Here is a 13237-nt window from a genome sequence, read left to right as displayed (position 1 = left end):
GCCTCAGGAGGACTTGTTGCCCTGCTGCGTCTCGTTGGGATCGCGCAGCTCGGGCACCAGGATGTTCACATAGGCACTGGAACGCATTTCGCGCAGGTAGTCGTCATAAGCCTGTTCGGCCTTGCGATTGCCGATGGCCTGACGGGCCTGGTTGCGCTCCATTTCGTCGGTGCGATCGGCCTGGCGGGTCCCCAGGCGCTGCAGGATGTGCCAGCCGGCTTCGCTCTGGAACGGCGGGGAGATCTGGTCATCCTTCAGCTCGCCCACGTGCTGGCCGATGATCGTGCCCCAGTCGCCCTGCATGAACCAGCCCATGTCGCCGCCATTGTTGGCGGTGGTGTCGTCCTTGGAGTTCTCCTTCGCCAGCTTGGCGAAGTCCTCATGCTTGTTGACGAGCTGGTTGTAGAGGTCCAGCGCCTTCTGGTGGGCCTGTTCCGGGGTCAGCAGTTCGCTGGGCTTGATCAGGATCTGGCGGGCGTGGAACTCCTGCACCACCTGGCGGCTGGGCGCGCGCTGCTCGATCAGCTTCAGGATGTGGAAGCCGGTGGGGCCGCGCATGGCCGGGCTGACATCGCCCGCCTTCATGTTGGCCACGGCATCGGCGAACGCCGGCGGGATCTCGTCCATGCGGCGCCAGCCCAGGTCACCGCCCTCCAGGGCGTCCTGGGCGTCGGAATAGCGGATGGCCGCCGCGTGGAAGTCCATGCCGCCATGGATGGCGGCGATGGCCTGGGCGGCTTTTTCCTGGGCCGCCTTGATGTCCGCGGCGCTGGCGCCGGTCGGCAGGCTGACCTGGATATGGGCCAGATGGATCTCGCCCGCCTTGTAGGACGGACTGGCCAGCATGTTGTTGATTTCGCTGTCGGTAATGCTTACCTGGTCACGCACGACGCTGTCGTGCAGGCGCTGCACCACCAACTGGTCGGAGAGCTGGTGGCGGAACGCGGCAAAGCTGGAGCCTTCCTGTTCCACCGCGGCCCGCAGCTGCTCCGGCGTCATGTGGTTCTGCTGGGCTACGGCGTTGACGGCCTGGTCGACGTCGGCGTCGGAGACGCGGATGCCCTGGTCATCGGCGCGCTGCACCTGCAGCTTCATCAGGATGAGGCGGTCCAGCACCTGGCGCTGCAGTACGTCCATGGGGGGCAGCTGGCCGGGATTGTTGGCGTACTGCTGCTGGACCGAGCGCACCGCCTCGTTCAGCTCGCTCTGCAGGATCACGCCGTCGTCCACCGCCGCCACGATACGGTCAAGCGGCTGCTTGCCGGTGGCGGCCTGGGGCAGCAACTGGGCATGGGTGGGCAGGGCGGTCGCGGTGGCGACCGCGAGCAGGAACAACGCGAGGGGCTGCTTCATCAGACGGGGGCCTTCGATCGCCCAAGGCGATAGGGAAGTTATTGATAACCAAGAATACCATTGCGCAGGGCGTTTTCCGACTGACCGGTGAACTGGCCCATGCCCTTGAACTCGATCTCGAACATGATGGCGGTGTTGCTCGCGCCCACCGCCGTGGTGTAGTCGTACGTGTTCACATAACGCCGCCCGACCAGGCGCAGCGCCACGCAGCAGCTGTCGTACTCCACGCCGGCCAGGGCCTCGATGGTCTTGTGGTCGAGCACCGAATAGGTCCAGTGCGTCAACAGTTTCCAGCGGTCGTTGAACGGATAGACCAGCGAAGCGTCGTATTGTTCCAGCAGCGGCAGGGTGCTGCCCGGCGTGCGGCGATAACGGTAGGAGAAGTTGAAGATGCCGCCGTTCCCGACGCGTTTCTGGACCGTGATGGCGCCCAGGTCGGTGAGGTCGGTGTTGGGGTTCCACTGGTACTGCGACGTTACCCGCCAGTCGTCGTTGAGCTGGGTGGTGAAGTCGACGGCATAGTCCGAGCCCGACCAGTTGGTGGGAACGGGTACTGTGGTGTTGCTGTTGGGGACCTGCACTTCCTGCTGCGTGAAGTAGCGGATCTGGCCGAAGCTGGCAGACAGGCGTTCCACGCCGTTGTCGTCCAGCAGTCGCGTGGTCAGCATGGCGCTGAGGTTGTTCGCATTGATCTGGCGGTCGGCGCCCGAATACGTATTGGGGGTGAACAGCTGCCAGGTGTCGAACGACATCAGGTTGGTGTCGAACAGCGGGATATTGTTCTGGTTGCGGTAGGGCACGTACAGGTAATACAGGCGCGGTTCGAGCGTTTGCGTGTACGGCGTGCCGAACAGCGAAGTGCTGCGGTCGAAGATCAGGCCGCTGTCCACGCTGACCACGGGCAGCGAGCGGCTGGGCGAACTGGTGTTGAAGGGCGAGCTCTGGCCCTGCGAAAGCATGCCGGAATAGCCGTACTGCTGGTAATTGCCGATGAGTTCATAGCCGGTGTAGCGATACGCCACCTTGGGCTTGACGAACCAAGCCGCGCCCTGGAAGTCCGCGCCAATATAGGGATAGAGGTCCAGGCGGTTGCCCTCGACCACGTTGTCCTTGCGGAACGCCACCGCCTCGGCATCGGCACCGGCTTCCAGCCAGTTGTTGAACGGCGTGGTCACTTGGAAATGGGCGCGCGGCCAGCGCTTGTACTGCACCACGGTGTCGGGCAGGTCCGGGTCGACGTTCTGGTAGTAGTCCGCGCCGAACTGGGCATTCCAGTAGGTCTTGCCCCACATGCCGCCGCCCACGACATAGGTGCTGGAGGTCAGCGTGCCGATCGAGGCGGTGTACAGGTCGTTGCCGAAGTCGCGCAGGTAGCCTGAGTCCGAGGCGCGATTGATGCTGGTGGTCAAGGACCACGGGCCGTACAGGTGCGTGTTGTCGTTGAGCTTGAACAGGTAACGGTTCGTGCCCTGGGTGTCATTCAAGGAGCCGGGGTCGGTCTCCCCATGGTCATTGGGCAGGAACTCGAAGTTCATCTGGCCGGTGCTGCCCGGCACCACGTAGCGGAATTCGCCCGCCATCATCACGCCGCGGTCGGTGTAGATGCGTGGGTCCAGCGTGGCGTCGTAGTTCGGCGCCAGGTTCAGGTAGTACGGGGCGCTGACCTCGAAGCCGCCGCGGCTGGTGTTGCCCACCGTGGGGGTGAGGAAGCCGCTCTTGCGCTCGTCATTGATCGGGAAGGTGAAGGTGGGTGCATAGAAGATGGGCACGCCACCGAAGTACATGACGGCGTCATGCGCCACGCCCTCGCCGGTCTCCTTGTCCATGCGGATGTCCTTGGCATGGATTTCCCAGACGTGATGGCCGACATCGCAGGTGGAGTAGGTCGCCTGCAGGTAGCGGCTGCGCTGGTCGTCCAGCATCTGGCCCTGCGTGGCGACGCCGTTGCCGCGATTGGTCAGCATCTGGTAGCTGACGTTGTCCGCGATGGCCGTGCTGGCGTCCTGGTTGCCGCGCATATGGTCGGACGACACCAACTGGCCGACCTCCTGGTAACGCACGTTGCCGCGCGCATCGAAGTCGGTAGTGTCGTCGTTGTAGTCGGTCACGTCCGACTGGATGCGCTGGTCGGCGCGGTCCACCTTGACGTTGCCTTCCAGGTGATAGACGGACTGGTTGGAGCTGTCGACACGCTCGGCGACGACATAGGTGTTGGAGGTGTCGCGGACCGAGCTGTCCTTGCTCATGGTCGGGTCGTAGAAATCCAGCATGGCATTGGGGCGGCACATGCTGAAGTTGACCGGCCGCGGCGAGCAGCGGAACGCGCCCAGCGGACAGTTGGGCAACGGTTTCTCTTTGACGGTTACCGTCTGCGGCGTCTGCTGCGATGGTTCCTGTGTCTGGTCAGGCGCCGACTGGGCCTCGACCGGGCCGCCGAACAGGGCGAGAGCGGCGGCAACCGCCAGCAGGCGGCGCGGGGGCAGGTGGCGCGAAGGCAGCTTGGGCGTCACGATAGCAGTCTGTCGGCTGGGAAGGCTCGTAAAGCTATCAGAAAGCCCTCATCGAAGGCAGTTGGATGGCACCGATGACGCAGGGAGATTCAGCGTGAGCGGGCGCGAGGGCGAGTGGCCAGCCAGGCCTCACCCTATCAGCGCAGATACATGCGCCGCCGCACAGGCCGCCAAAGCCTGCAGGTTGTAGCCGCCTTCGAGGGTGGAGACCAGGCGGCCGTTCGCATGGGCATGCGCCAGGTCGAGCAGGCGTTCGGTGATCCACGCATAGTCCTCGCTGCCCAGGCGCAGGTCGGCCAGCGGATCGAGGCGGTGCGCGTCGAAGCCCGCCGACACCAGCACCAGTTGCGGCTTGAATGCCTGCATGCGAGGCAGCAGCACGCCGTCCCATAGTTCGCGGAATTCGTAGGAACCCGCCCCGGGCGACAGGGGGGCATTGACGATGTTGCCGACACCGCGCTCATCCTCGCGCCCGCTGTCGGGATACAGCGGCATCTGGTGGCTGGAGATGAACAGCACGCGCGGCTCGCTGGCGAACATGGCCTGCGTGCCATTGCCGTGGTGCACGTCGAAGTCGGCGATGGCCACGCGCTTGAGGCCGTGCTCGGCGATGGCATGGGCAGCCGCCACGGCGATGTTGTTGAACAGGCAAAAGCCCATGGCCCGGTCGGGCATGGCGTGGTGGCCGGGCGGGCGCACGGCGCAGAAGGCCTGGCCGCCGCCGGCCATTACGGCATCCACCGCGGCCACCGTGGCGCCTGCCGCGTGCAGGGCCGCCTCGGCCGAGCCGGGCGACATCAGGGTGTCTTCGTCGAGGCGAACGGTGCCGCTTTGCGGCCTCGTCGCAAGGATGCGTTCCACGTGGCCGGCCGTGTGCACGCGCAGCAATTGTTCGCGCGTAGCCCGGGGGGCCTCGATGCGGTCAATGGCCGCGAAACGGTCCTGATCCAGCGCCTGCAGCACGGCGCGCAGGCGCGCCGGGGATTCGGGTTGGTCAGCGCCGGGGTCGTGCTGCAGGCAGTTGGTGTGGGTATAGAGCCGCAGCATGCCGTCCGTGCTCAGGAAGTCTTGCGGCGGCGCTCGTGCTGCCACAGCACCTCGCCGTGGCCGCTGGCGCGGGCCAGCACACGGGAGATCACGAACAGCAGGTCGGAAAGCCGGTTGAGGTAGCGCTGCGCCTGTGGCCGCACGTCCTCCACGCGGCCCAGCGCGATTACCTCGCGCTCGGCGCGGCGGCACACGGTACGCGCAAGATGGCAACAGGCCGCGGCCATGCCGCCGCCGGGCAGGATGAAATCCTTCAGGGGCGGCAGCGGATCGTTGAAGCTGTCGAGCACCTGCTCCAGCCGATCGATGTCCTGGTCCTGGACCATGGCCATGCCGGGAATGCACAGCTCGCCGCCCAGGTCGAACAGGTCGTGCTGCACCTGGGTAAGCACTTCGCGGACCGCCTCGTCCACGCCATCGGCGGCCAGCACCATGCCGATCGTGCTGTTGAGCTCATCGACAGTGCCATAGGCGCCGACGCGCAGCGAGTCCTTGGCGACACGCGAGCCGTCACCCAGTCCGGTGCTGCCGTCGTCACCCGTGCGGGTATAGATCTTCGAGAGGCGGTTGCCCACAGGCGACCTCAGGAACGCAGGTCGCGCGACGCGGCATGGCCGAGCATGCGTGCCAGCTGGATCACCAGTACGTGCAGCAAGGCGCCGATGGCGACATAAAACGCGGTGGTAGTGAGGAAGGGCAGGTACCAGTCGCCCATGTTCTCGAACCAGGCGCCGAGGCTGCGTGGCTGCGGCACGTTCGCGCTGATCCAGTAGAAGCTGCCGTTGGAGATCACATAGCAGGCCGCCTCGCTGGCCAGCAGGGCGACCACGGCCAGGCCGAGCGTGGACAGGTGCAGGCCGCGCTGATGGCGGGCCAGCCAGCTGCCGCCCAGCCACAGGCTGAAGTAGGCGGGAATCAGCGCCCAATAGGCCGGCGACACGCAGTAGTGGCTCCAGAAATCCAGGCCCTGGCCACGGATCACCAGGTAGTCGACCAGCACCGCCTCGGCCATCAGCAGCGGGAAGGCCCAGCGTACCGAACCGCGCAGCCAGAAACCGGCAAGGAAAAACACCGCCCACGACGCATCTCGCACATCGTGATTGAACAGCGAGAGATGAATGCGGGTAACAGCCATCACCAAGGCGAGTGCCAGGAAGATGACCCACCGCTGGGGTCGCGTCATAGCCATGAGTTGCTCCAAGTGTTACGCAAAGCGCAGGCGCCAAGTCTATCCCAATTGCCACGGGACCCGCTCCCGGGCGAGCTGGGGCGTGGACGTCCGCAGCGCGTATCATTCGGCGCCATGACTACACGACCGTCGCCAACCGCATCGTCCCCAACCGCATCCGCTCAGGCCGCCGGACGGCAGCCGGTCCTTATCATTGGCGGTGGCCTGGTCGGCGCCAGCCTCGCCATCGCCCTCGATGCGGCTGGCGTGGACGCCATCATGGTCGAGGCCGTCGCGCCCCGCGTCGGCGAGCAGCCCAGTTACGACGAGCGCAACCTGGCGCTGGCGCGTGCCACCGTCAATGGTCTGGCGGCCATTGGCGTGTGGCCGCACGCGGTGGCGCAGGCGACGCCGATCCGTCATATCCATGTCACCCGGGCCGGCGAGTTCGGCAGCGTACAGATGGATGCTGCGCGGCAGGGCGTCGATGCGCTGGGCTGGACCTTGCCCGCGCGCGAACTCGGCGCCGCCTTGCTGCGTCGGCTCGACGAGTGCACGCGACTCAGGCGATTGGCGCCGGCGCGGCTGGAGGCGCTGGAACCCTTGCCGACCGGTTGGCGGGCACGCATCCGCACGGCCGAGGGGACGGTTGAGGTCGATACCCCGTTGCTGGTGGGGGCCGACGGCACGGCGTCGTTCGTGCGCGAGCGCGTCGGCATCAGCGCCGAGCACTACGACTACCAGCAGACCTTGTTCGTCTGCACCGTGACGCCCGAGCGCGACCACGTCCATCGGGCCTATGAACGTTTCGCGGACAACGGTCCGGTCGCCCTGCTGCCGCTGGCTGGCCGTCGTTGCGGGCTGGTGCTCACCGTGCCCCGCGAAGAGGCCGATGCGGTGGCGGCGCTGGATGACGATGGCTTTATCGCATTGGCGCAAGAGCGTTTTGGTTGGCGACTGGGGCGGCTGAGCCGGCCGGGACGACGACATCCTTATGCGATCCAGCGCGTGGCGGCGCGCGAGCTGGTGGCGCCGAGGGCGGTGCTGGTCGGCAACGCGGCGCAGACGGTTCACCCCATCGGCGCCCAGGGCTTCAACCTTGGTTTGCGCGATGCGCTGACGCTGGCCGAGCTGATCGCCGGTGCGGCCGACCCGGGCGCGGAAGCGCTGCTGGCCACCTACGCCGCTCGCCGCGCTGCCGATCGCGACGGCACCATGGCGATGAGCCACGGCCTGGTCCGGCTCGCCTGCCTGCCGCAGCCCTTGCTGGGACCGTTGCGTTCGATCGCGATGCTGGCATGCGATCGCGTGCCGCCGTTGCAACGCCTGCTGGCGCGGCGCGGCATGGGTTTTCGCGGCGAGCCGCCACGGGCCGTGCTGGAGCGCCTGCCATGAGCACGGTGATGGGGATGCGTAGCGAATCCTCGCGCCGACGCGGGCCTGCATGGGACGTGGCGGTGGTGGGTGGCGGCATGGTGGGGGCGGCGACCGCGCTGGCGCTGGCGCGTGCCGGCTTTGCCACGGCGCTGCTGGAGGCGCGCGAGCCGGCCGCATGGTCGCCGCAGGACGAAGTGGATCTGCGCGTGGTGGGGTTGGCGCCATCGTCGGTCGCACTGCTGCACGACTTGGGCGTATGGACGTCCATACGCGATTCGCGTGCGAGCGCCTATGCCCGCATGCACGTATGGGATGCCGCCACCGGCGCCGCCATCGATTTCGATGCGGCGAGCGAGGGGCGCGACCTGCTTGGCTACATCGTCGAGAACTCGCTGGTGCAGTGGCGCCTGTGGCAGGCGCTGGATGCTGCGGGCGTGCGCCGGCTTTGTCCCGCCCAGGTCAGCGGCTACGAAGTGCACGACGACCGGGTGCAGTTGGCGCTGGCCAGCGCCGAAACCGATGCCTTGGCCGCGCGCTTGCTGGTGGCTGCCGATGGCGCGGGTTCGCCGTTGCGCACCATGGCGGGCATCGGGACGCGGGGTCGCGATTACGCCCAGCGTGGCGTGGTGGCGCATGTCAGTACCGAACGACCGCACGAAGGCACCGCCTGGCAGCGTTTCCTCGACACCGGTCCGCTGGCGCTGTTGCCATTGGCGGATGGGCGCAGTTCGATCGTGTGGTCGCTGCCGGAGTTGGAGGCACAGCGCGTCATGGCGTTGGACGAGCGGGCTTTCCTCGATGCCCTGGGTGTCGCCAGCGACTTCCGGCTCGGGCGGATCACCGGCAGTACCGCCCGCGCGGCCTTTCCCCTCAAGCTGCAACTGGCGCAGCACTACCAGGCCGAGCGCTTCGTGTTGCTGGGCGATGCCGCGCATGCCGTGCATCCGCTGGCGGGGCAGGGCGTGAACCTGGGGCTGCGCGATGTGGTGGAGCTGCGCGACTCCCTGGTGGCGGCGCACGATGCCGGCCATGACATCGCCGCAGCCCATGTATTGCGTCGCTATGCGCGTCGCCGTCGTAGCGCCGACACCATCGACGCCCTGGGCTTTGACACGCTTGCGCGTATCTATGGCTGGCGGGCGCCGCCGCTGGTGGCGGCACGTGGCCTCGGCGTGCGCCTGGTCGACCGGTTGTCTCCTCTCAAACGCAGACTGGCGGATCACGCCGCCGGTCTTTGATCGCCCATCTCCAGTCATCCCCTCAAGGAGTGGAAGTTATGCGCATTGCCCGACTTTGTTGTGTGTTGCTGCTGTCCGGCCTGGCCTGCGCCGCGCAAGCCAAGATGGTGCACAAGCCGGTGGCGTGGACCCAGGACGGCACCACGTTTCATAGCGTGCTGGTCTACGACGATGCCGTCGCCGCCAAGCGCCCGGGCCTGGTGATGGTGCCCAACTGGTATGGCGTCAACGATCTCGCCTTGAAGAAGGCCGAGGGTATCGCCGGCAAGGACTACGTCATCCTCGTCACCGACATGTACGGCGAGAAGGTGCGCCCGACCAGCGACGAGCAGGCGATGGCGGCGGTGAAGCCGCTCTATGGCGATCGCGCGCTGATGCGCAAGCGCGTGAATACCGCGCTGGACCAGCTCAAGGCGCAGGCCAAGGATGCGCCGATCGACCTGGGCAAGCTGGCCGCCATCGGCTTCTGCTTCGGCGGCTCGGCCGTGCTCGATCTGGCGCGCAGCGGCGCGGATATCGCCGCCGTGGTCTCGTTCCATGGCGGGCTGCAGACGGACGATCCATCACTGGCCGCGCAGATCAAGGCGCGCGTGCTGGTGATGAACGGCGCGGACGACAAGGGCACCATGCCCGATGCCGACAAGTTCATGGACGAGATGCGCGGCAGCAAGGCCGACTGGCAGTTCGTGGTGCTGGGCAATGCGGTGCATTGCTTTACCGAGACGGACCAGCACAAGCAAGGCTGTGCCTATGACGAGCGCGCGGCGCAGCGCAGCTATCGGTTGATGCGCGACTGGTTGCACGGGGCGTTCAGCGGTACGCCGTAGGTTTTTCGCCAGGTTGGTCGCGCATTGGGTCCCGTTCTTGCAGCAGCGCACCCTGTGCGCGACCAGCCTTAGAAACTGCGCTGCACCGAATAATCCGCCAGCGTCGCCATGGCGTCGCGCCAGGGCGAATCGGGCAGGGCGCGCAGCGCGTTGCGGGCGGCATCGGCGTGAAGCACGGCGCGTTTGTGCGTGCGCTCAAGCGCGCCGGAGTCGCGGATGGAGGCGATGATGTGGTCCAGCGAATCCAGCCCGCCGTGCTCGATGGCGTGGCGCAGGGAGCGGCGCTGTTCGGCATCGGCTTTCTGCAGCGCATAGATCAGTGGCAGGGTGGGTTTGCCTTCGGCCAGGTCGTCGCCGATGTTCTTGCCCAGGGTGCCGGCGTCGGACACGTAGTCGAGCAGGTCGTCGGCGATCTGGAAGGCGTAGCCCAGTTCCATGCCGTAGCGGCGCAGCGCGGCGACCTGATCGTCGGGCAGGCCGCCCAGCAGGCCGCCCAGCTCGGTGGCGGCGGCAAACAGCACGGCGGTCTTGCGCTCGATGACCGCCAGGTAGGCCGTCTCGTCCACGTCGGCGTTGCCGATGTTCAGCAGCTGCAGCACCTCGCCTTCGGCAATGGTGTTGGTGGTGTTGGCCAGGATGCGCATGATGCGCATGTCGTCCAGCTCGACCATCATCTGGAACGAGCGCGAGTACAGGAAGTCGCCCACCAGCACGCTGGCCGCGTTGCCCCACAGCGCGTTGGCGGTCTTGCGGCCGCGGCGCAGGTCCGACTCGTCCACCACGTCGTCGTGCAGCAGGGTGGAGGTGTGGATGAACTCGATCACCGTCGCCAGCTTGATGTGCTGGTCGCCGCGATAGCCGGCGGCACCGGCCGCCAGTACGTGCAGCATGGGCCGCAGGCGCTTGCCGCCGCCGGCAATGATATGGTCGGCGATCTGGTTGATCAGCACCACGTCGGAGGACAGGCGGGCCCGGATCAGGGCGTCGACACGCTGCATGTCCCCGGCGGCAAGCCCTCGTACGGCAGCGAAGTCGGCGGAACGGCTGGTGTCGGCGTGAGTCGTGGTCATGAGCTGGTCGCGGCGTCGTATGGGACGATTATAAAGAGATAAAAGCGCAAGAACGCACCGCGACACGGGGCCACAGTTCGATTTGTGGCCCCAAACGTATAATGACCGCACGGACCATCATGACAAGATTCTTTCGGTGAGCAAACTCTCCCCACTCGAACGACGCAGTGCGCTCACTCTCGCTTGTGTCATCAGCCTGCGATTGTTTGGTCTTTTCCTGATCATGCCGGTGTTTTCGCTCTATGCGAAGCAGATGCCGGACGCGACCCCGCTGCTGACCGGGCTGGCCCTGGGCGTGTATGGGCTGGGCCAGGTGTTGCTGCAGATCCCATTGGGGCTGCTGTCCGATCGTATCGGGCGCAAGCCGGCGATTACCCTGGGCCTGCTGGTGTTTGCCGCCGGTGGCCTGCTGGCGGCCAGCTCACACAGCCTGCTGGGCATCGTGATCGGGCGCGCGCTGCAGGGCATGGGCGCGGTGGCGGGCGCCGGCACCGCGCTGGCGGCGGACCTCACGCGCGAGGAAAACCGCAGCAAGGTGATGGGCATCATCGGCGTGTCCATTGGCGTGGCCTTCCTGCTGGCGTTGATCCTGGGGCCGCCGCTGGAGGCGGTGGATGGCCTGTCCGGCCTGTTTGGCGCCACCTCGCTGCTGGCCCTGGCGGCGCTCGTATTGCTGTGGCTGATCGTGCCGACACCGGAACGGCAGAAGGCGCCGGCGTCGGCGGCATTCGGTAGCGTATTGGCCATGCTGGGCGACGGACGCATGCTGGTGCTCAATGGCTCGGTGTTCTTTCTTCATCTGCTGCTCACGGCCAGCTTCGTGGGCCTGCCGCTGCTGCTGGCCGACCGCCTGCACCTGCCGGTCAACCGGCACTGGGAGTTGTATCTGCCGGTGATGGTGATCGCGGCATTTGTCATGGGCGCCTGCCTGCACCGCATGCGCGATGTGGCGCAGAGCCTGCGTATCGTGGCGGTGTGCGTGGTGGCCATCGGGCTGGGTTTGCTCGGGTTTGGCCTGTCCGGCGAACATCTGGCGTTGCTTGGCGTGGCTGCCACGGTGTTCTTTTCCGCCTTCAACCTGCTGGAAGCGGCGCTGCCCAGCCTGGTTTCCCAGCTGGCGCCCGCGCCGTTGCGTGGTGCGGCGATGGGGGCGTATTCCACCAGCCAGTTCCTCGGCGCCTTCGTGGGTGGTGCACTCGGCGGCGTGGCGCTGGGCCGTCTCGGGACGGAGGGGGTGTTTCTTTGCGCCGCCGCACTGACGCTGCTCTGGTTGCCGCTGGTGCTGCTGGGCGCGCGCCATATCGCCGGCAGGGCTGTCGCGACCGCCGCGCTGGAAGCCTCGTCGGGCGCCTGAAACGACGCCCGCGGGCGCCCGAAATTCATTGCGTTTTGCCTCGCCCGCCCCAATGATCTTGGCGGCGCGCTTGACGCTGGCCGACTTCCCGATCGGGCGAGGTGACTGTCCATGGCTCATCACATTGTCGAGCTGATTGCGCAATACGGCTTGTTGCTGGTCTTCATCAATGTGCTGGTCGAGCAGGCGGGCGCGCCGGTGCCGGCCGTGCCCACCATGATCGTGGCCGGCGCGCTGGCGGCAGCCGACCGGTTGCCACTCGCCGGCGTACTGTTGGTGGCCGTGGTGGCCTGCCTGCTCGCCGATTTCGCCTGGTATGCGGCGGGACGACGCTTTGGCGGCGGCGTGATGCGCACGCTGTGCCGCATATCCCTTTCACCCGATTCCTGCGTCAAGCAGTCGGAGCTGCATTTCCAGCGCTGGCGTGGCGGCGTGCTGCTGCTGGCCAAGTTCGTGCCGGGCTTGTCCACCGTGGCACCCCCGCTGGTCGGCGCGATGGGGTTGCGACCGGGGCCGTTTGCCTTGTTCGACGGCCTGGGTTCCTTGCTCTGGGTAGGCGTGGCCGTGTGCCTGGGCTATGTGTTCGCCAACCAGATCGACTATGTGCTCGACGCGCTGGCCAGCGCGGGCAGTGTCGCGCTGATGCTGCTCTGCGGTTTGCTGGCGCTTTATATCGTGGCCAAGTGGTGGCAGCGTCACCGCTTGTTGCGCACGTTGCGCATGGCGCGCATCACCGTGCAGGAACTCAATGCCGCCATCGTGGCCGGGAAGATGCCGGCCATCATCGATGTGCGTTCAGAGGCGGCCCGGATGATGGATGCCCGGGTGATCCCGGGTGCACTGCTGGCTGATGTAAACAGCGTCGACCGCATCGTGGGCGAAGTGCCGATCGAGAGTGAACTGGTGATCTATTGCACCTGTCCCAACGAGGCTTCCGCCGCGCTGGTGGCCAAGGCGTTGATGGCGCGTGGCTATAAGCGCGTGCGCCCGTTGCTGGGCGGGTTGGACGCCTGGTATGCGGCGGGATATCCGGTGGACCAGCTGCCGGTGGTGGTGGAAGTCGAGGCCTCGACGGTCTAAGCCCCGACTTTCTTTCCCCGTGGGGAGCGGGGTGGGCTCGGCAAAAATTTACGGCTTCTATACGCCCCGCAGGGGATTCGCTACCCCTTTCTTATGCGCCGGTTACGACAATTTGCACCGTTAACTGACACGGTGAGTCGGACCCCCATGGATGTCATCTACCTGCTGTTTTCGTTCGTGCTGTTCGCGGCATCGCTCGGCTTTCTGATGATC

11 protein-coding genes are annotated in these 13237 nt (G+C 66.5%); 5 read left to right on the top strand and 6 right to left on the bottom strand.

The window, feature by feature from the left end; all coding sequences use genetic code 11:
* Positions 1-3: 3 nt before the first annotated feature.
* The 5 genes from MJ606_RS02640 to MJ606_RS02620 all read right to left on the bottom strand — a co-directional run bounded on the left by MJ606_RS02640 (position 4) and on the right by MJ606_RS02620 (position 6099).
* Positions 4-1353 (bottom strand): peptidylprolyl isomerase, encoded by a 1350-nt coding sequence (locus tag MJ606_RS02640; RefSeq protein ID WP_243047858.1) that lies wholly within the window; start codon positions 1351-1353, stop codon positions 4-6.
* A gap of 38 nt (positions 1354-1391) precedes the next feature.
* Complete coding sequence (gene lptD, locus MJ606_RS02635) at positions 1392-3863, bottom strand: LPS assembly protein LptD (RefSeq protein WP_243047857.1); 2472 nt, start codon at positions 3861-3863, stop codon at positions 1392-1394.
* Positions 3864-3992: 129 nt separating this feature from the next.
* Positions 3993-4910: a histone deacetylase family protein gene (locus MJ606_RS02630; RefSeq protein WP_243048569.1), complete on the bottom strand. Its 918-nt coding sequence runs from the start codon at positions 4908-4910 to the stop codon at positions 3993-3995.
* 11 nt (positions 4911-4921) lie between these two features.
* Positions 4922-5485 (bottom strand): cob(I)yrinic acid a,c-diamide adenosyltransferase, encoded by a 564-nt coding sequence (locus MJ606_RS02625; RefSeq protein WP_243047856.1) that lies wholly within the window; start codon positions 5483-5485, stop codon positions 4922-4924.
* A gap of 8 nt (positions 5486-5493) precedes the next feature.
* Positions 5494-6099: a hypothetical protein gene (locus tag MJ606_RS02620; RefSeq protein ID WP_243047855.1), complete on the bottom strand. Its 606-nt coding sequence runs from the start codon at positions 6097-6099 to the stop codon at positions 5494-5496.
* 114 nt (positions 6100-6213) lie between these two features.
* Here MJ606_RS02620 and ubiH point away from each other — a divergent pair, with 114 nt between their 5' ends.
* Genes ubiH through MJ606_RS02605 form a run of 3 tightly spaced genes read left to right on the top strand, consistent with a single transcriptional unit; the run spans position 6214 to position 9520 of the window.
* Complete coding sequence (gene ubiH, locus MJ606_RS02615; RefSeq protein ID WP_243047854.1) at positions 6214-7473, top strand: 2-octaprenyl-6-methoxyphenyl hydroxylase; 1260 nt, start codon at positions 6214-6216, stop codon at positions 7471-7473.
* A complete protein-coding gene (locus tag MJ606_RS02610) occupies positions 7470-8693 on the top strand; it encodes an FAD-dependent oxidoreductase (RefSeq protein ID WP_243047853.1) in 1224 nt (407 codons plus the stop codon). Before ubiH ends, MJ606_RS02610 begins: the two co-directional genes overlap by 4 nt.
* Positions 8694-8731: 38 nt before the next feature.
* Positions 8732-9520 (top strand): dienelactone hydrolase family protein, encoded by a 789-nt coding sequence (locus tag MJ606_RS02605; RefSeq protein ID WP_243047852.1) that lies wholly within the window; start codon positions 8732-8734, stop codon positions 9518-9520.
* A gap of 68 nt (positions 9521-9588) precedes the next feature.
* Here the strand turns inward: MJ606_RS02605 and MJ606_RS02600 are convergent, their stop codons facing one another.
* Positions 9589-10590, bottom strand: coding sequence for a polyprenyl synthetase family protein (locus MJ606_RS02600; RefSeq protein WP_243047851.1), 1002 nt, complete (start codon positions 10588-10590; stop codon positions 9589-9591).
* Between the two features lie 136 nt (positions 10591-10726).
* Here MJ606_RS02600 and MJ606_RS02595 point away from each other — a divergent pair, with 136 nt between their 5' ends.
* Together MJ606_RS02595 and MJ606_RS02590 are read left to right on the top strand one after the other, a co-directional pair.
* Positions 10727-11944, top strand: coding sequence for an MFS transporter (locus MJ606_RS02595; RefSeq protein WP_243047850.1), 1218 nt, complete (start codon positions 10727-10729; stop codon positions 11942-11944).
* Between the two features lie 111 nt (positions 11945-12055).
* On the top strand, positions 12056-13024 hold the full coding sequence (locus MJ606_RS02590; RefSeq protein ID WP_243047849.1) for a DedA family protein/thiosulfate sulfurtransferase GlpE: 969 nt from the start codon (positions 12056-12058) through the stop codon (positions 13022-13024).
* The last annotated feature ends 213 nt before the right edge of the window (positions 13025-13237 follow it).

The sequence above is a fragment of the Dyella sp. RRB7 genome, from assembly GCF_022761115.1.
Lineage (GTDB): Bacteria > Pseudomonadota > Gammaproteobacteria > Xanthomonadales > Rhodanobacteraceae > Dyella.
This window is presented reverse-complemented; position numbering and strand designations above follow the sequence as displayed.